Origin of the sequence: Ruegeria sp. HKCCD7559 (assembly GCF_013110575.1) — a bacterium.
GTDB lineage: Bacteria > Pseudomonadota > Alphaproteobacteria > Rhodobacterales > Rhodobacteraceae > Ruegeria.
On sequence record NZ_WVQU01000001.1, the window covers coordinates 163167 to 180406 of the forward strand.

At 60.1% G+C, this 17240-nt stretch carries 17 protein-coding genes; 6 read left to right on the forward strand and 11 right to left on the reverse strand.

The window, feature by feature from the left end; all coding sequences use genetic code 11:
• Window positions 1–40: 40 nt before the first annotated feature.
• The 7 genes from GS605_RS00825 to GS605_RS00855 form a co-directional block, all read right to left on the reverse strand.
• On the reverse strand, window positions 41–913 hold the full coding sequence (locus tag GS605_RS00825; protein WP_171634271.1) for an NAD(P)-dependent oxidoreductase: 873 nt from the start codon (window positions 911–913) through the stop codon (window positions 41–43).
• A gap of 101 nt (window positions 914–1014) precedes the next feature.
• A complete protein-coding gene (cueR, locus tag GS605_RS00830; protein WP_171634268.1) occupies window positions 1015–1404 on the reverse strand; it encodes a Cu(I)-responsive transcriptional regulator in 390 nt (129 codons plus the stop codon).
• Window positions 1401–3869, reverse strand: coding sequence for a heavy metal translocating P-type ATPase (locus GS605_RS00835; protein WP_171722785.1), 2469 nt, complete (start codon window positions 3867–3869; stop codon window positions 1401–1403). The genes cueR and GS605_RS00835 overlap by 4 nt, the downstream gene beginning before the upstream one ends.
• An 80-nt stretch (window positions 3870–3949) precedes the next feature.
• A complete protein-coding gene (locus GS605_RS00840; protein ID WP_171634261.1) occupies window positions 3950–4714 on the reverse strand; it encodes an SDR family oxidoreductase in 765 nt (254 codons plus the stop codon).
• On the reverse strand, window positions 4711–5643 hold the full coding sequence (locus tag GS605_RS00845; protein WP_171722786.1) for an SDR family oxidoreductase: 933 nt from the start codon (window positions 5641–5643) through the stop codon (window positions 4711–4713). The genes GS605_RS00840 and GS605_RS00845 overlap by 4 nt, the downstream gene beginning before the upstream one ends.
• Window positions 5640–6542 (reverse strand): bile acid:sodium symporter family protein, encoded by a 903-nt coding sequence (locus GS605_RS00850; RefSeq protein ID WP_171722787.1) that lies wholly within the window; start codon window positions 6540–6542, stop codon window positions 5640–5642. The genes GS605_RS00845 and GS605_RS00850 overlap by 4 nt, the downstream gene beginning before the upstream one ends.
• Entirely contained in the window at window positions 6539–7855 is a 1317-nt protein-coding gene (locus tag GS605_RS00855; RefSeq protein WP_171722788.1) for an NAD(P)/FAD-dependent oxidoreductase, read from the reverse strand. Before GS605_RS00855 ends, GS605_RS00850 begins: the two co-directional genes overlap by 4 nt.
• Before the next feature lie 65 nt (window positions 7856–7920).
• Between GS605_RS00855 and GS605_RS00860 the strand changes: the two genes are divergently transcribed.
• Both GS605_RS00860 and GS605_RS00865 read left to right on the forward strand, forming a co-directional pair.
• Window positions 7921–8580 carry a TetR/AcrR family transcriptional regulator gene (locus GS605_RS00860; RefSeq protein ID WP_171722789.1) on the forward strand — a complete coding sequence of 220 codons (660 nt, stop codon included), beginning with the start codon at window positions 7921–7923 and terminating at the stop codon, window positions 8578–8580.
• A 256-nt stretch (window positions 8581–8836) separates the two neighbouring features.
• Window positions 8837–9532: a THxN family PEP-CTERM protein gene (locus GS605_RS00865; RefSeq protein ID WP_209832326.1), complete on the forward strand. Its 696-nt coding sequence runs from the start codon at window positions 8837–8839 to the stop codon at window positions 9530–9532.
• 390 nt (window positions 9533–9922) lie between these two features.
• On the opposite strand, the gene GS605_RS00870 is transcribed toward GS605_RS00865, so the two are convergent.
• Window positions 9923–10543, reverse strand: coding sequence for a pyridoxamine 5'-phosphate oxidase family protein (locus GS605_RS00870; RefSeq protein ID WP_171634247.1), 621 nt, complete (start codon window positions 10541–10543; stop codon window positions 9923–9925).
• A gap of 12 nt (window positions 10544–10555) precedes the next feature.
• Window positions 10556–11020, reverse strand: a complete 465-nt coding sequence (locus GS605_RS00875; protein WP_171634244.1) for a nuclear transport factor 2 family protein — start codon at window positions 11018–11020, stop codon at window positions 10556–10558.
• A 292-nt stretch (window positions 11021–11312) separates the two neighbouring features.
• Between GS605_RS00875 and GS605_RS00880 the strand changes: the two genes are divergently transcribed.
• From GS605_RS00880 to GS605_RS00890, 3 genes are all read left to right on the forward strand, one after another.
• The gene (locus GS605_RS00880; protein WP_171634241.1) at window positions 11313–11876 is read left to right on the forward strand and encodes a TetR/AcrR family transcriptional regulator; all 564 of its coding nucleotides are present in this window, start codon (window positions 11313–11315) and stop codon (window positions 11874–11876) included.
• A gap of 142 nt (window positions 11877–12018) precedes the next feature.
• The gene (locus tag GS605_RS00885) at window positions 12019–13176 is read left to right on the forward strand and encodes an acyl-CoA dehydrogenase family protein (protein WP_171228939.1); all 1158 of its coding nucleotides are present in this window, start codon (window positions 12019–12021) and stop codon (window positions 13174–13176) included.
• Window positions 13177–13355: 179 nt separating this feature from the next.
• Window positions 13356–14627 carry an FAD-dependent oxidoreductase gene (locus GS605_RS00890; protein ID WP_171722790.1) on the forward strand — a complete coding sequence of 424 codons (1272 nt, stop codon included), beginning with the start codon at window positions 13356–13358 and terminating at the stop codon, window positions 14625–14627.
• A 2-nt stretch (window positions 14628–14629) separates the two neighbouring features.
• On the opposite strand, the gene GS605_RS00895 is transcribed toward GS605_RS00890, so the two are convergent.
• Window positions 14630–15331, reverse strand: coding sequence for an SDR family oxidoreductase (locus GS605_RS00895; RefSeq protein ID WP_171634230.1), 702 nt, complete (start codon window positions 15329–15331; stop codon window positions 14630–14632).
• Between the two features lie 103 nt (window positions 15332–15434).
• Here GS605_RS00895 and GS605_RS00900 point away from each other — a divergent pair, with 103 nt between their 5' ends.
• Complete coding sequence (locus GS605_RS00900) at window positions 15435–16286, forward strand: LysR substrate-binding domain-containing protein (protein ID WP_171634228.1); 852 nt, start codon at window positions 15435–15437, stop codon at window positions 16284–16286.
• On the opposite strand, the gene GS605_RS00905 is transcribed toward GS605_RS00900, so the two are convergent.
• A complete protein-coding gene (locus GS605_RS00905) occupies window positions 16277–17179 on the reverse strand; it encodes a LysR family transcriptional regulator (protein ID WP_171722791.1) in 903 nt (300 codons plus the stop codon). The genes GS605_RS00900 and GS605_RS00905 overlap by 10 nt on opposite strands.
• Window positions 17180–17240 lie beyond the last annotated feature (61 nt).

The window sequence follows — 17240 nt, forward strand, 5'->3', positions numbered from 1 at the left end:
TCGCGCCTTGGCGCGATGGGGGGCAGACAACCTCCGCGCGTTACCCCAGGGCCCGCAGGCGCTTGATCAACGACGAGGTGTCCCAGCGGCCACCGCCCAGTTTCTGAACATCCTTGTAAAACTGATCGACCAGAGCGGTAACAGGCAGGGACGCACCGGTTTCATTGGCGGTATCCAGACAGATACCCAAATCTTTGCGCATCCAGTCGACGGCAAAGCCATGTTCGAACTGATCATCCAGCATGGTCTCATACCGGTTTGCCATCTGCCAGCTGCCAGCGGCGCCCTGGCTGATCACCTCGACCACGGCCCTTCCGTCCAGCCCGGCCTTCTCGGCGAAGTGCAACGCTTCGCTCAGGCCCTGAACCAACCCTGCGATGGCGATCTGGTTGCACATCTTGGTCATCTGGCCCGCGCCGCTGTCCCCGATGCGGCGGCAGATCTTCGCATAGACCTGCATCACCGGTTCAGCCGCATCATAAGCCGCCTGATCTCCGCCGCACATGATTGACAGAACACCGTTTTCGGCGCCTGCCTGGCCGCCCGAGATCGGCGCGTCCACAAAGGCGATACCCTGTGATTGGCCGGCAGCGTACAATTCCCGCGTGACCTTTGCAGAAACCGTGGTGTGGTCGACGAAAACAGCCCCGCTGGACATGCCGTGAAATGCGCCGTCCTCGCCCGTGCAAACCATGCGCAGATCGTCGTCATTGCCGACGCAGGCCATCACAAACTCGGCGCCTTCAGCCGCGTCTTTCGGGGTGGCTGCCATCGATCCGCCATGCTGCTTTACCCAGGCTTCGGCCTTGGCAGCCGTGCGGTTGTAGACAGTGACGTCATGGCCTGCGGCCTGAAGATGCCCAGCCATGGGATAGCCCATGACGCCCAGGCCAAGGAACGCGACTTTTGCCATTTTGTGATCCTCTCCGCTGTTCGGTCGGCTTCAGCGGTGCGTGCCTGGCCGAAATGTTTGGCGAAGACAAAGCAAAGCTGCGCCCAAAGGGCAACCCCAAGTCAGCCCTTCCCGCCCAGATCCTGCAGGATCGGGCAATCCGGCCTGTCATCCCCGGCGCAGGCGTCGATCAGGTGGCTCAGCGTTTCGCGCATCGCGTTCAGGTCGGCGATCTTGGCTTCGATCTGCGCCAGATGGTCCCGCGCGACCTGTTTCACATCTGCGCTGGCGCGGGTTTCATCCTCGTAAAGCGCCAGCAATGTCCGGCAATCCCCGATGGTGAATCCCAAAGCCCGGGCACGGCCCAGAAAGTTCAGCTTGTGCACATCCTGATCGCGAAATCGGCGATAGCCGTTGTCGTCGCGCAGCGGTTTGATCAGGTCGATGTCTTCATAGTACCGGATCGTCTTTGCAGGCAGGCCGGTGCGGGTGGACACATCTCCGATATTCATGCGTGCACCTCCTTGGCGGGCGGGATCGGGGTTTCCGGCACGCTGGCTTGAACGCGACGCAGACGCAGCGCGTTCGAGACGACAAAGACACTCGAAAGCGCCATCGCGCCCGCGGCCAGCGCCGGAGACAACAGATGGCCTCCGAACGGGTACAGCGCACCAGCGGCGACCGGGATCAGCAGGACATTGTAACCGAATGCCCATCCCAGGTTCTGGCGAATGTTTCGCATCGTTCTACGGCTGATCTCGGTTGCATTTGCAACCCCGCGCAGATCGCCGGACATCAGAACGACATCAGCCGTTTCGATGGCCACATCGGTGCCCGTTCCGATTGCGATGCCGATGTCAGCCGTTGCCAGGGCCGGGGCGTCGTTTATGCCGTCGCCGACGAAAGCCAGCGTTCCGAACTGGTCCCGCAAGGCGGTGATCGCATCCACCTTGCCGTCGGGCAGCACTTCGGCGGTGACGTGATCGATCCCCAGCCGATCAGCCAAGGCCTGCGCGGTGCGCGCGTTGTCTCCGGTGACCATGGCCACGGTCAGACCCATTTGGTGGAGACGCTCCAGCGCCTCTTCGGTGCCGGGTTTGACCGGGTCGGACACAGACAACGTGGCTGCGGCCTGCCCATCCAATGCGACGAACAATGGTGTTGCCCCTTCGGCGGCGCGGGCCTCTGCCTCGCTTGCCAGGGGACCAAGGGCGATCCCGCGTTGTTGCATAAGACGGTGCGACCCGATCAACACGTTCCGGCCTTCAACCAGCCCCTGCATGCCAAGCCCGGTAAGCGACAGGACGTCCGTCGCCTGTGGCAGCGTCGCAGGCCCGGCCCGGGTGATCGCCGAAGCTATCGGGTGTTCCGACCGCGCCTCGAGGGCGGCGGCCAGCCGCACAACCTCATCCCTGTCAAACCCGTTCGCCGTCAGAACATTGTCCAGTTCCGGGCGGCCCAGTGTCAGGGTCCCGGTCTTGTCCAGCGCGATGACGCGTGCCTGCTGAAGCTGTTGCAAGGCATCGCCCTTGCGGAACAACACCCCCAGTTCGGCCGCGCGCCCGGTGCCGACCATGATCGAGGTCGGAGTGGCCAGACCCATGGCGCAGGGGCAGGCTATGATCAGCACGGAAACCCCGGCGACAAGCGCCAGCGGCAGGGCGGGGCTTGGGCCGAAGATCAGCCAGACTGCGACGGTGATCACGGCGACCAGGATGACCGCCGGGACAAAGCGATATGTAATCCGATCGACCAGACCCTGGATCGGCAGTTTGGCCCCCTGCGCCTGCTGCACCATGCGAATGACCTGGGCCAGCACCGTGTCGCCCCCCACGCGCGTCGCCCGAACCCGCAAGGCGCCAGTGCCATTCACGGTGCCACCGACAACAGCCGCGCCGGCTGATTTTCCAACGGGTATCGGCTCGCCCGTGATCATGCTTTCATCGACGTAAGAGGTGCCCTCGAGCACTTCGGCATCCACCGGCACGCGTTCGCCCGGGCGGATGTGCAGGATGTCGCCCACAGCAATCTCGGCGATAGGGCGGTCTTCAATCCGACCATCAACTTCGACCCGCGCGCTTTTGGGCTGAAGGCCCGCCAGTTTACGGATCGCAGCCCCGGTTTTGCCCTTGGCGCGCGCCTCCATCAGACGGCCCAGAAGGATCAGAACGACAATCACAGCCGCCGCCTCGTAATAGACGTTGGCAGTTCCCATCGGTAACGCGCCGGGGGCGAATGTGGCTACCACCGAATACAGATAGGCCGCCCCGGTTCCCAGTGCGACCAGCGCGTTCATATCCGGCGTGCCCCTCAGCAACGACGGGATGCCCTTGCGATAAAACACGCGACCGGGCCCCAGCAGCAGGGCCGTTGTCAGGGCGAACTGAATCAACTGGCTGGTCTGCGTGCCGATGGTGGCGTGTACCCAATGGTGGAATGCGGGGATCATGTGCCCGCCCATCTCAAGAATGAACACGGGCAGGGCAAGAGCGGCCGCCAGCAGAGTGGCCCGGGTCAGCCCTGCTGTTTCAGTGTCTGCGCGATCTTCGGGTGTCGAAACGGCTTGAGGCCGCGCCGGGTAACCGGTGTCGGTGACCACCTGTGCCAGCGCCTGTGGCGATGTTGCCCCCGCGGCGTAGGTCACCGCGGCAGTTTGTGTCGCCAGATTGACCTGCGCTTCGATCACACCGGGGCTGGCCGTCAGCGCGCGCTCGATCTTGGCCACGCACGAGGCGCAGTTCATACTTTCAATGCTCAGATCCGCCCGGCTGGTCTCGGCCGGATACCCTGCCGCGTCCAATGCCTTGGTCAGCGCCGAAGCTGGCCCGTCAAAAGCCACCTGTGCGGACTTGGTTGCAAAGTTGACCGAGGCCGTTTCAACCCCGGGCACATCACGCAGCGCCTCTTCAACGCGTCCCACGCAGGATGCGCATCCCATGCCCGTGATTTTCAGCTCTGTCAGTGATTTTTGCGCCATGCGACTCGCCCATGAAGTTTCCTTACCCACCAGATGGGGGTTCCAGTGACGGGAAGGTCAAGGGCCTGGGGCAGCTTTTTTTAGTGCCCCGAGCCGCGCATGTTTCGTTCCATCATGCGCTGATAGAGGCGCGGTGACAGACGGTTGAGCCACCAGGACAGGCGCGCCACGCGGCCAACCGGGATCATGGGCTGCGATTTGTCCAGCCCGCGCAGGATCGTCTCAGCGGCGGCCTCGGGGCTCATTTCGTCCATCCCGTCCTTCGCCGATCCGGGGCGCGCTGTGCCATCCGCCTGCTCTTGTGCGTTGCCGGGGTTGGTGGCCACAAAGGAGGGCGCAGCGATCAGAACGTCAACGCCATGAGGGGCTTCTTCCGAGCGCAGCGATTTGAAGAACCCCTCCAGCGCGTGTTTCGAGGCAGCATAGGCCGTCCGATGGTAAAGCGGTGCAAACCCGGCCACCGATGAGATGGCCAGATGTGTCCCCTTTGACGCCCGAACCGGGTGCAAGAACGCGCGGGCCATTTCAACGGCCGCAAAATAGTTGATGTCAAACAGAGTTCGGTGGCTGGCCGCGTCGGACTTTTCAAAGCCCCTGATTTGCGTGACGCCGGCGTTGTAGATGACCAGATCGATACTGTCACTGGTCGCGATCACCTTTTGAGTTGCCCTGGCAAGCTGGTCGGGATCCGTTAGATCGCAGCCAACAGGCAACTGGTTCGGCCCGGTGTCCAGACCTGAAACATCGCGATCCAGCAGCACCACCCGCCACCCGCGACTTTGCAGAGCATGGCTGAGGGCCCGCCCCAAACCGCCCGCCCCGCCGGATATGACAGCCGTCTTCATAGCCCCGCCTGCTTTTGCCAGAGCGAGAATACCTGGGCGCTGGTTTTTTTCGGAGTGTAACCGAAGTCGGATTTCAGGGCGGTGTTGTCCAATACCGGTCGATATTGCAGAAATCGCACCTGTTCCGGCCCATAGCGGGACAGACCCAGCGGACGTGCAGCGGCCAAAGCCGATTTCAGCGCCCAAGCGGGCAGGCGCAGAACCGGTTTCCCCATCGCACGCGCCAGATCGGTCACGCCCATCGCGCCGTCCCCGGCGACGTTGTAAACGCCAACCGGCCCGTCGGTTGCCGCGCGCTTCAGGATGCGTGCCAGATCATGCGTCCAAATGAACACAAACGGGCTTTCGCTGCCGACGACGGCCAGCAGGCGGGGTTTGCGAAACAGGGCGGTGATCTGGTTTTCGGACCCGGCCCCCAGAACCGTGCCCACGCGCAGCACGACCTGTTCCAGATCGGGGGCGGCACTGCGAACCTCGGCCAGCATCTCTTCGACCTGCCTTTTGTGATCGGAATACGGAAACTCGGGGTTGCCGCGCAACGGATCATCCTCGCGCAGGGGCACGGGGTTGTCCGGGTGATAGCCGTAGGCTGCACCCGAGGATGTGACCACCAATCTTCGCACTCCGTTGGCAAGGGCCGCGTTCACCACCTTGCGGGTGCCCTCGACATCAACCGCATATGCCGCCGCCCGTTCCATTTTTGGCGGAGGCGTCACGATGGAGGCCAGATGCACTATGACATCAGGCTTCACGTTGCAGATCACGCGCGCGGGCGCGTCGGTCGTCACATCCAAGGGCAGATAGTGGACGTTTTCCGGCATGCTGTCGGGGCGTTTGATATCCGTTGCAAAAACATCGTGCCCCTTGAGTTCGGGCAACAGTGCCTGCCCGACCATACCGGCGGCGCCCGTGATCAGGATACGGCTCATCGCGCGGCCTCGGTTCGGGCCATGAACGACGCCAGGGCAATCCCCGAGATCGCGTGCCAGATGCCCCAGAACGCGGCCACCACGGCCATGCCGCCCAGCCCGTGAAAAAAGGCAAAGATCAGCACCAGCCCAAGGCCGGAATTCTGAATGCCGGTTTCGATGGTGATGGCGCGGCGATCGAAAGGGGACAGCCGGGTCAGAGTGGCCACAACCCAACCGCCCCCCAGCGCCAGGGCGTTGTGAAGGATCACAAGCCCGGCAACAGCCCCGGCAAAGCTGAGGAAGAACCCCCAGTTCGCGCCCAGGGCAAGTAAGATGAAAGCCGAAAAAATACCCATCGACAGGTATTGCAGCGGCGCACGTAACCGTGCGGTCAGGGCCGGGCGGCGCTGGTTCAGAGCGATGCCCAGGACCAGAGGCAGGATCAACATCAACCCGACAAGGATTGCGATTTGCACCGGGTCAATCTGGGTCTGTTGCAGGATCGCGCGTGTTGGCGGATACAACCCGCCCCAAAGCGCAATGTTGAAGGGCGTCATGAAAATCGCGCCGATGGTGGCAAAGGCGGTCATCGACACCGACAGCGCCGCATTGCCACCGGCGCGGTGCGTAATGAAGTTCGAGATATTGCCCCCCGGACAGGCTGCGACAAGGATCAGCCCAAGCGCAATAGACGGTCGAGGGGCCGTCACCCACACAAGTGCAAAAGTCAGCGCCGGCAGGACCAGGAATTGGGATACCAGCCCGACGATCACTGGCTTCGGCGCGCGCCTGAGGCGATCAAAATCCCTTGGTGTCAGATCGATCGCAATCGAGAACATCACGATCGCCAGTATCGCATTCAACAGCGTCAGAGAGGCCGGGCTGAAATTCAGCGTAATTTCGTCGATACCACTCATACGGCGGCTTTCCGCAGCCGTTCGATCCATCCGGTGACAGCCTTTCTGTAGGTGGCCTTGTCCACGTAGTAAGCCATTCGCGGCAGATCGATATAGCTCATGCCTCCGGTGGCGCGCGTATAGTCTTTTTGTTTTTTGGATTTCAGATCGGCCGCCACCGGGCAGCCCTTTTGAAGACCTTTGATATAGCGCGCCACCATTTCGGCCTGCTCGTGCCTGCCTTGCCAGCCCAGACCCGTGGCCTCGACCATGCCCAGCACAAAAAGATCGTCCCGTTCGGGGTGCATCGCGTTCAGGTACAGATGTGGAGCATCGCCCTGCCAGTTCAGCAGGCCCTGGTCGATGAACGGATAGTGCAGCTTGTATCCGGTCGCGGCGAGAATCATGTCATAGTCTGCGCGCGTGCCGTCCTTGAAATGCACGGTTTTGCCTTCCAGGCGGTTGATATCGGGGCGAATGCGCAGGTCGCCATGGCCCGCGTGATACAGGACAAGCGAATTCACCACCGGGTGGCTTTCGTAAAGCTGATAATCGGGCTTGGGAAAGCCGTATTTCTGCGGATCACCGACAAACCAACTGAGGATGAGGCTGTCCACCTTGCGCTTCAGCCACATCGGCAGGCGGATCTTGCCGCCCATCGTGTCGGCCGGTCTGCCGAAAACGTATTTCGGCACGAAGTAATAGCCGCGCCGCATCGACAGATCGCAGCGTTCTGCGTGATGGATTGCGTCAACCGCAATGTCACAGCCGGAATTGCCCGCGCCCACGACCAACACACGCTTGCCGTCGAACTGACTGGGGTACCGATATTGCGAGGCATGAATCAACTCGCCGTCAAACGTGCCGGGAAAGCTGGGCATATTCGGTTCCGACAAGGTGCCGTTTGCAATCAGAACCCCTGCGAATTCGGCCTGATGTTCACCTTGGGCGTCCCGCCAGCCAACACGCCAACCATCACCGGATTTGCCTAGCGGAGTGATCCGGGTGACTTCTGCATTGAACCTGTAGCTTTCACGCAGGCCGAAACGATCGGCAAAGGACCGGAAATAGTCGCGCATCGCCCGGTGCGAGGGGTACTCGGCCACCGCCTCATCCATCGGGAAATCCTCGAATTCGGTCATGCGTTTTGAAGAGATCAGATGCGCCGATTCATACATGGTTGATCTGGGGGCATCGATATCCCACAGACCGCCCACATCCGAATGCAATTCGAACCCCTGAAAGGCGATGCCCTGTTCCTTCAGCACCTTGGCTGCGGCCAAACCCATCGGCCCCGCCCCGATCAGGGCGAATGCGTTGCGCGTCTGTGTCATGAACCCTCCCGAAGTTCGTGACGCTTAACTTGAACGAACGACCAAAATAAGGCAAGATGAAATTCATGAGTCCAAAAAACATCGAAAAACCAAGGCAAAGAGCCCCGTCCAGGCGATCGCTTGAAACCAAGGCGCGGATCATGGATGCGGCTGAAACCGTCTTTGCCGAACGGGGATTCGAGGGTGCGTCGATCCGGGATATCGCGGCCTTGGCAGGGGTTCAGATTGGTCTTGTGCACCATCATGGTGGTGGCAAGGAGGAATTGTTTTACAAAACCGTGGCGCGGCGCGCGGACGCGCTGGCGCAGCTTCGGATCGACGCGTTGAACAGGGCCAAGGCCGTCGCTCCGCTGACGCTTCACAGCATTCTGGACAGCTTTATCCGACCCTATGTGGACCTGGCAGAAACGGGTGGGCCCGGATGGATGGCATATGGGCGGTTGGTGGCCCACGTATCGGTTGACCCCAGGTGGCGCGATATCGCAGCGGAATGTTTCGACCCTACCGCCCAGCTGTTCATAACCGAGATCGCCACGCTTTACCCGGATGTCGATCCTGCGGTTTTGGCAAGTGGCCAGGTTTATTCGGTCTCGGCGATGCTGGCCCATCTCAACAGCGGATGGCGGGTCAAAGCCCTGTCGCAGGGCGGTGACGTATCAGGCATGGAGCGTCTGGTGGACTTTTGCGCCGCCGGTATCGAAGCAATGGTACGATCCGACCATTGATGAACCACCACGCGGCGCCCGGTTGCGTGTTCAATCGTTCAGTTGGCGCCTTGTATCCGAAGTATCTGTTTCCAAAAGTTGGACAATTGGCGCCTACCAGATGATTGTGTCCTTTTCGACGCTCTTTGGGGCGTCATTCGCCTTGATTGAGGTGAAAACGTGGCGTCAATGTGGCGTTTGAGCTAGGAATATGATCCTGTTGTGCTGCTCTTTCCCAGAGTGGTTTGTAACGAGTATTCATACGTAAGGTGGGCACATGACTTTGATACGAAACATAGCTGCGATCGCTGTTGCAGGTGTGATGGCTGCAAGCGGTGCGTCGGCGCTGACCATTTCCAGCATCTCGCCCTCTTGGCAAAACGTAAATCCAAGTTCCGGCGTTACTGAAAGCACCTCTGGTTCTACGATTTCTCTTCGGTGGGGAAGTGGCAGCAGCTCAAGTGGTTACGATTTCACGCCAACTGGCACGCCAATTTCAGGTCTGTTGCCTGGAACGGCATTTGCTCTGGGTCAGTTCTCGCATCTGAATTTCCCGATCACTGGAACAACACTGAGCTCGGTCGACCTTCTTGTCGATATATTGATAAGCGGTGGCCCTCTGGTGTCCTCTTCGTTTGCCCTGACGCATAACGAGACATTGAATCGCCCAGCGAACTGTCCGGCGGATTCCACCCCTTGTGATGACATCGTGACCATTGCCAACAATTTGGGCTCTCAAAGCTTTAATTTCCGTGGACAAAATTATGTGTTCTCGGTCCTCGGTTTCTCTCAGGACGGCGGCAGCACCATTTCTAACGGCTTCAGCACAACGGAAAACATGCAAAACGTCGCAACGCTGTATGGGGAATACACGATTGCCCCCGTGCCGCTGCCCGCTGCTGGCTGGCTGCTTCTTGGCGGCATCAGCGGTTTGTTTGTGATGGGGCGTCGGAAAAAGCGCAGCACGGCCTGATTTGGCTTTACATGCTCTCACCATTATTGGTGGTGAGAGCAGACCCGGAACTGTGCCGACCTTTTTCGACCAGGATTTTCAGCCTGACAGCGCATGCGCCCCCTGGGTTCGACTTGATAGCTTTGGTTGGAATCGACAAGCGCGCTTGTTGGACACCTGTCGCGGTGACGCGCAGTCATCATTCTTGCTGCAAATGTTCGAACAAAATCTTGCTGAATACCGATGGCGGCGATGTTCGTACCGCACTGGGTGAAGCGAAAAAACCGAACATGATGATCAGAATGATCAGAGCAGTACCGGCAAGGCAAGCCGCCGAGAGGTGAAAGACCGAGCGAACCATTGCGACACTCCCTTCTCTTGATATCCGTAAATTTTGTGAGGGCTGAAACGTCAACCTGACTTTGCCAATTGCTGTTTCAGCCTTTGGTTTTCCGCCTGCAACTCTGCCAACTGCTGCCCCAGCCTGTTCAGATGAGGGCGCAACTCTGCTTCGGTGAAGCGCGGCGTGATGTGGCTTGGGCAGTTCCAGTCCAACGCCTCGACGCGGATGACCACGGCCCGTTCGGCCGGTGCCTCGGCCTCTTCCGGGTAAAGGGTGGCGGCCGCTGTTTCGCCTTCCGTGAACACGACACGCCCAAGGATCTTGAGACGGCGTCGGTTGGCGTAATCCATCAGGATCATTGCAATACGATCATTGCCGTCCAGATTCCCGCGCGAGATATACTGTTTATTGCCGGAAAAATCCGCATATCCGATGGTCTGAGGGCCAAGCACCTTCAGAAACCCTGTCGGCCCGCCCCGATACTGCACATAGGGCCAGCCGGTCTCGGACACGGTGGATTGATAGAACCCGTCCCGCGCCTGAATGAACTCTTTCTCGGGGTCTCCGATCAGATGGCCTTGCCGCGGGCCACCTGCAATGAACTTGGCATAGGTTCTGGCCGATCCCATCCTTTCTTGATGGGCGCGGACTGCGGGTGTGAAGGTCAGTTCGGAAAAAGCGCGGGGCATTGGAAAATCCTTTCAAAGACCCAGTTCGGACAACCCGGGGTGGTCATGAGGGCGTTCGCCCAAGGGCCAATGGAACAGCCTGTCATCTTCGGCTATCGGAAGATCGTTGAGCGAGGCATGGCGATGTGACATGCGCCCGTCATCGGCGAACTCCCAGTTTTCATTGCCATAGGATCTGAACCACTGACCGCTGTCGTCGCGCCATTCATAGGCATAGCGTACGGCAATGCGATTTCCGGCAAAGACCCACAGTTCTTTGATCAGGCGATAATCCAGTTCCTTCCGCCATTTGCGGGTCAGAAAGGCGTGGATGTCGGCATGGCCGGACAGGAATTCAGCCCGATTCCGCCATTGACTGTCATCCGTATAGGCGGGCGTCACGCGGTCGGGATCGCGGCTGTTCCAGGCATTTTCCGCCGTGCGCACTTTTTGAGTGGCAGTTTCCAACGTGAAGGGAGGCAAGGGAGTTCTGGACATTTCGCAAAGGCTTTCAGGTGAGGGAGGCGGCAAGAAGAGCCATGGTCAGAAGGAAGGGGACGTACTGAGGTGGAAAAATGCTGGCGCGACGTTTCATCGGTCAAATCCTCGGGTGTACAGATCGGTTAACTTATAGGCAAAGTGTACCGATCTGTAAACTTTTGCAAGTGGAAATTTCATGGTGAGACAAGGCGCCTGGTAAAACTATTTCAAAACAACGCTTTGGCCTGGGGTCATTGTACTTCACGCTCCATGGTAATATGTACAGAACGGTACACCATGGAGCCGAATCATGCGCCCAAACAAACGGGATGAGTTGGTCAGCAAGGCCCTGAAGGTCTTTTACCGCGACGGGTTTCACGCAACCGGCATGGACAAGCTGGTCGTGGAAACAGGCGTGTCCAAGACGTCGATGTACAAGCATTTCCGCACCAAGGAAGACCTGATCGTCGCCGCGCTGCGCTTGCGGGATGAGAACTTTCGCGACTGGTTCTTTCAGCGCATCGACGAGATGGCGGAAACACCGGCCGAGCAGATCATCGTCAGTTTCGATGCCCTGAAAGAGTGGTTCGAAGAGGACGGGTTCCGGGGCTGCATGTTCATCAAAGCCGGGGCCGAGTATCAGGACAAGGATCACCCGATCCATGTACAGGCCGCCGAACACAAACAGCTTTTGCTGGAACACTTCACGGCCATAGCCCAGCAGGCCGGCGCGCATGATCCTCGGAAGCTCGCGAGTCAGATCGTGTTGTTGCAAGAAGGAGCCATCGTTTCCGCCGTTCTGCTCAAGAACTGCGATCCGGCGGAAGACGCCAAGGATGCGGCCAAGCACCTTTTGGCCAAAGCACTGACTTAACCCCGCCAGCCAATAGGTATTCTCTGACATCGTAGGCCAGGGAACGTTGCGTTGTTCCGCAAAGGGACGCGGCGTCACAAGGATTGGCGTGAACCGAACACGGCGCTAGCCTTTTCCGGAAAGACCGATTGGAGGGCGTTCAATGTCACTTTTCACTTCGACTGCGGCATGGGTCACTGATGAACACCGCATGTTCGCGGATATGGCGGGTCGGTTCATGGATGACGAACTGTCGCCTAATATCGAAACCTGGGTTGAAAACGGCGTTGTGGATCGCGATTTCTGGCGCAAGGCCGGCGAAACCGGGCTGATGGCGGGTGCGATCCCCGAAGAATATGGCGGCGTCGGTGGCGGCATGGGCTTTGACGCCATCACGGCCTACGAACAGGGCGCGCGGGGTGATGCGGGTTGGGGTTATGGCATTCAGTCGATCGTGACCCACTATCTCACCGCGTATGGCAGCGAAGATCAGAAGAAGAAGTGGTTGCCCAAACTGGCGTCGGGTGAATTGGTCGGCGCGTTGGCAATGACCGAACCCAGTACCGGTTCGGACGTGCAGGCGGTGCGGACGACTGCCGAGAAGGACGGCAACTCCTACCGGTTGAACGGGTCCAAAATCTTCATCACGAACGGACAGACTGCGGATCTGATCATCGTGGCCGCCAAGACCGACAAAACCGCTGGCGCACGCGGCGTTTCGTTGATTGTGGTGGAAACTGACGGGTGTGAAGGTTTTCGCCGGGGGCGGAACCTCAAGAAACTGGGCATGAAGGGCAATGACACTGCCGAACTGTTTTTCGAAGATGTCAAAGTGCCGATGACAAACCTGCTGGGCCCCGAGGAAGGGCAGGGATTCTATCAGCTTATGAAACAGCTGCCGTGGGAACGGCTGAATATCGCGATCATGGCGCTGGGCGCGATCGATTTCGCCATCGGCGAAACCGTGAAATACGTGCAGGAACGCAAAGCCTTCGGGCAGCGGGTGATGGATTTTCAGAATACCCGGTTCAAACTGGCGGAATGCAAGACCAAGGCCGAGGTTCTGCGCAGTTTCATCAATGATTGTATCGGGAAACTGGAAGCAGGCGAGTTGGACGCGGCAACTGCTTCGATGGCCAAATACTGGGGGTCCGAGGTGCAGAACGAGATCATGCATGAATGCCTGCAACTGTTCGGCGGCTACGGGTTCATGATGGAATACCCGATTGCGCGTCTTTACGCGGATGCCAGAGTGCAGATGATCTATGGCGGCACCAATGAGGTCATGAAAGAGCTGATCGCGCGATCGCTCGACGTCTGAGCCCACCACGCGGGCCCTCCCGCCCGTCGTCTTCATTCCTGACGGAATGACTCCTCCGGTTGGGCCCGGCAGGCCCGGGCCTGCCGGGCCTGTTTCGTTGTCGCAGCACGGGTCAAAAGGCCGCTTGCAAAGGGGGGGTGTCGGTATGATGATCCGCCGACAAGACTCAGAGGCCCGACGTGAACGATCCCGAACAATCACTTTGGCAGACCACCTGCACCGAGACAGTCCCCGCACCGCCCCTGACCGCTGAAGCAGCGGTTGATCTGGCTGTCATCGGAGGTGGCTACACCGGCTGTTCAGCGGCTTTGACCGCTGCCCGCGCCGGCGCGTCGGTCTGCCTGCTCGAGGCGCAGGAAATCGGGTTTGGCGGTTCGGGGCGCAATGTCGGTCTGGTCAATGCGGGGCTGTGGCTGCCGCCGGATGACATCCGGGCGCATATCGGTATTGAACCGGGGAACCGTTTGATCGACTTGCTGGCCAAGGCGCCGGCGGATGTGTTTGCCTTGATCGATGAATATGGCATTGCGTGTGAGCCCGTGCGCAGCGGAACCCTGCATTGCGCTCATTCCGCGTCGGGTTTGAAGGACCTGCATACGCGTCATGCGCAGTTGAGCGAAGCCGGAGCGCCGGTTGTGCTGTTGTCGGCGGACCAGGCCGGTGAACGCACCGGCAGCCAGGCCTTTCACGGTGCCTTGTTCGATCCACGGGCAGGAACCATTCAGCCTTTGGCCTATGCGGTGGGTTTGGCGCGCGCGGCGTCACAGGCCGGGGCGCGGATACACACGCAAAGCCCCGTACAGACCATGACATATGAGGGCGGGCACTGGGTTCTGGTGACACCGGGCGGGACGGTTCGGGCAAGATCGGTCATTCAGGCGACGAATGCCTATCATCTTGCGCTGCCGGATACCGCGCCTGCCTATGTGCCGGTCTACTATTTCCAGTATGCCACGGCCCCGCTGACCGACAATTTGCGCGCCAGTATCCTGCCAAGGAAAGAAGGGTGCTGGGATACCGGGCTGATCATGACGTCATTCCGGCTGGATCAGGCGGGTCGGATGATCGTTGGCGGCATGGGGGATCTGGGACATGTCGGCCGGGTTGCACATTCCGGTTGGGTCCGGCGCAAGCTGGCCGAGCTCTATCCGCACTTGGCCGACCAGCCGTTGGAACACGGGTGGCACGGGCGGATCGCAATGACATCGGATCATATTCCAAAGATCACGCAGATCGGCCCCAACGCTTTGGCCGCACACGGGTATTCCGGTCGCGGCATCGGCCCGGGCACGGTGTTCGGCCGCATGATGGCCGAAAGCCTTCTGGCCGGTGATCCCTCGCTTCTGCCGGTTCCCGCCGTGTCGGAACACCGCGAAAACTGGACGCGCGTGCGCCGCGCATTTTTTGAATCCGGCGCGGCGCTGACGCATCTTGTAAAGGCGCGGTTCTAAGTTCAGACAGACCGGGTGATACCGCCGTCCACCCGGATATTCTGTCCGGTGATGTAACCGCCGCCTTCCGAGGCGAGCAGAGCGACGACCGAGGCGATCTCGTCGTAGCTGCGCCCATAACGACCCATCGGAATGCGGCTGCGGAATTCTTCTTTCTCGGGCAGGCTGTCAATGAAGCCCGGAAGAATGTTGTTCATGCGGATGTTCTCGGCGGCATATTTGTCCGAGTACAGCTTGGTGAAGGCGGCCAACCCGGCGCGGAACACGCCCGACGTCGGGAAAACCGGATCCGGCTCGAAGGCGGCAAAGGTCGAGATGTTGATGATCGAGCCTCCTCCCTGCGCCTGCATGATCGGGGTCACAAGCCGGGTTGGGCGCACCGCGTTCAGGAAATAGACATCCATGCCGGTGTGCCAATCCTCATCCGTCAATTCAAGGATCGGGGCACGGGGGCCGTGACCGGCAGAATTGACCAGAACGTCAACACGCCCCCAATGGGCCATGGCGGCATCGACAAGTTTCTGCAAATCCTCGGTGGACTGGTTCGAGCCGGTAATACCGACACCGCCCAGCTCTTTTGCCAAAGCTTCCCCTTTGCCCGAGGAGGACAGAATGCCGACCTTGAACCCGTCCGCCGCCAGCCTCCGGGCGGAATCCGCCCCCATGCCACTGCCGCCCGCTGTGATAAGTGCTACCTTTTCCATCTGACATCTCCGTTTTCAGTTGATCCCAAGATGGCTGTCGGACAGTGGTTTGACCAATCAGTTCTGCTGCCTCTATTCTGTAGAAAATCTACAGGATAACAGCATGACCGCCCTTCCACCCCTTAACGCCTTGCGCGCTTTCGAGGCTTCTGCCCGTCACTTGAACTTTCGACTGGCCGCCGAAGAGCTGGGCGTGACGCAGGGCGCCGTGGCGCAGCAGGTGCGCGGGCTTGAGGCGCGATTGAACGAGGTTCTGTTCGACCGCCTGCCGCGCGGGTTGCGCCTGACGGATGCCGGGCGGCGGTTTCACGCGCCCCTGCGACGTGCTTTCAGGTTGATCGAAGAGGCTGTGGCCGACTTGTCTCCGGACCGGCGGATCACATTGTCGGTCACGCCCAGCTTTGCCTCGAAATGGTTGGTGCCGCGTTTGTCGGGCTTCACGGACCTGTATCCGGACGTCTCGGTTCAGGTGGATGCGCGCGAGCGTCTGGCGGATTTCAGTTCGGATGGCGTCGATCTTGCAGTCAGGCAGGGTCGGGCGCCGTTTGCGGCGGAACTGGAGGCGGTGCCTTTGTTCTCGACCGAATTCATCCCGGTATGCAGCCCTTCTGTTGCGGGCGGAATCAGCACCTCTTCTGATCTGCTGACGCAAGTGCTGCTGAACGACACCCACGGATTGTGGCCCTTGTTCCTTGAACGGGTGGGGGTAAGCGGAAAACCCAGAATGATGAGCTTCAGCCAGACCAGCCTTGCGATCGATGCCGCAGTTTCGGGGCAGGGGATAGCACTGGCCAATGCGCCTCTTGTCGCGCCCGAGGTGGCCTCGGGCCGTCTTGTTCAGCCGCTTGCGGATGTCCTGGTTGCAGATCTGGGGTTTTACGTGGTTGCGCCCCGCAAGCCGCGCCAGCCGCAACTGGTCAGGATCATGCGCGACTGGCTGTTGTCTCAGGTCTGAAGAGACGCGGCGATCGCCTCGATCCGGGCCCGCAACCAGCGATGTGCCGGATCATTGGCCGACCTTTGGTGCCAGACCATGTAGATCGACACCGGGGCGCATTCGAACGGCAGTGGCGCGCAATCCAGCATGGCCAGCGGGCCCTGTTTCATCAGCGCCGTGTCGGTCGAGATCAGGTCGCTGCCCAGTATGAAGGCCGGGATGGCGTTGAAATGCGGCAAGGTCACCACTGCTGGCCTGATCTGGCTTTGATCGACGCCACGCATGACGGCGCGGGCATTGCGGCCATCGGCAAAGCGAACCTCGACATGATCGCAGTTGCAATAGGCGTCCCAACTGTCCGGCGGCGTGCGCTGTGTGGCGTCATAGAACAGCATCAGCGGGCTGGTCATCAGGCGTTTTTGAAAGATATCCGGCCCGTCCGGCGGCAACGGGGTCAGCATCAACTGGCATCTGTCACTGCGCAGCAGCTCGGGGTCGGGCACGCCTGAAGGAATGAATTCCAGCCGCAGACCTGCGTCTTCGGCACGTGTTTCTCGTAACAGCTGCGGAAAGATCAACTCGCGCGGCATGTCATTGGTGGCGATGCGGATCCTGATCTGTTCAGACTGCGGATCGAACGGCCGCCCTTCGGTCAGCGCCCGCATTCCGTCCAGCACCTTTTGTGCGGGCTCCTTCAGGGACAAGGCGCGCTCGGTCGGGGTCAGGCCCTGACCGGACCGAACAAACAACGGGTCGCCCAGCACCAGCCGGAGCTTGGCCAGCGTGTGGCTGATGGCCGATTGCGTGACGCCCAGCCGATCCGCAGCTTTCGAAACCGAGCTTTCCTCGAGAATGGTCAGAAAGGTGCGCAGAACCTTGCCGTCGAGATCAGTGAAATCGATTTTCTTCATACCGCTTATGATTATGCATGAATGGTTTCGCTGTCCATGACGGGGTAGGGGATGAGTGGCA

Bases quoted from the DNA above. Each gene is read 5' to 3' on its own strand.
- GS605_RS00840 (WP_171634261.1), bottom strand. From the start codon at position 4,714: ATGAAGACGGCTGTCATATCCGGCGGGGCGGGCGGTTTGGGGCGGGCC.
- GS605_RS00855 (WP_171722788.1), bottom strand. From the start codon at position 7,855: ATGACACAGACGCGCAACGCATTCGCCCTGATCGGGGCGGGGCCGATG.
- GS605_RS00900 (WP_171634228.1), top strand. From the start codon at position 15,435: ATGACCGCCCTTCCACCCCTTAACGCCTTGCGCGCTTTCGAGGCTTCT.
- GS605_RS00825 (WP_171634271.1), bottom strand. From the start codon at position 913: ATGGCAAAAGTCGCGTTCCTTGGCCTGGGCGTCATGGGCTATCCCATG.
- GS605_RS00850 (WP_171722787.1), bottom strand. From the start codon at position 6,542: ATGAGTGGTATCGACGAAATTACGCTGAATTTCAGCCCGGCCTCTCTG.
- GS605_RS00845 (WP_171722786.1), bottom strand. From the start codon at position 5,643: ATGAGCCGTATCCTGATCACGGGCGCCGCCGGTATGGTCGGGCAGGCA.
- GS605_RS00865 (WP_209832326.1), top strand. From the start codon at position 8,837: ATGACTTTGATACGAAACATAGCTGCGATCGCTGTTGCAGGTGTGATG.
- GS605_RS00905 (WP_171722791.1), bottom strand. From the start codon at position 17,179: ATGAAGAAAATCGATTTCACTGATCTCGACGGCAAGGTTCTGCGCACC.
- GS605_RS00895 (WP_171634230.1), bottom strand. From the start codon at position 15,331: ATGGAAAAGGTAGCACTTATCACAGCGGGCGGCAGTGGCATGGGGGCG.
- GS605_RS00875 (WP_171634244.1), bottom strand. From the start codon at position 11,020: ATGTCCAGAACTCCCTTGCCTCCCTTCACGTTGGAAACTGCCACTCAA.
- GS605_RS00885 (WP_171228939.1), top strand. From the start codon at position 12,019: ATGTCACTTTTCACTTCGACTGCGGCATGGGTCACTGATGAACACCGC.
- cueR (WP_171634268.1), bottom strand. From the start codon at position 1,404: ATGAATATCGGAGATGTGTCCACCCGCACCGGCCTGCCTGCAAAGACG.
- GS605_RS00860 (WP_171722789.1), top strand. From the start codon at position 7,921: ATGAGTCCAAAAAACATCGAAAAACCAAGGCAAAGAGCCCCGTCCAGG.
- GS605_RS00835 (WP_171722785.1), bottom strand. From the start codon at position 3,869: ATGGCGCAAAAATCACTGACAGAGCTGAAAATCACGGGCATGGGATGC.
- GS605_RS00880 (WP_171634241.1), top strand. From the start codon at position 11,313: ATGCGCCCAAACAAACGGGATGAGTTGGTCAGCAAGGCCCTGAAGGTC.
- GS605_RS00870 (WP_171634247.1), bottom strand. From the start codon at position 10,543: ATGCCCCGCGCTTTTTCCGAACTGACCTTCACACCCGCAGTCCGCGCC.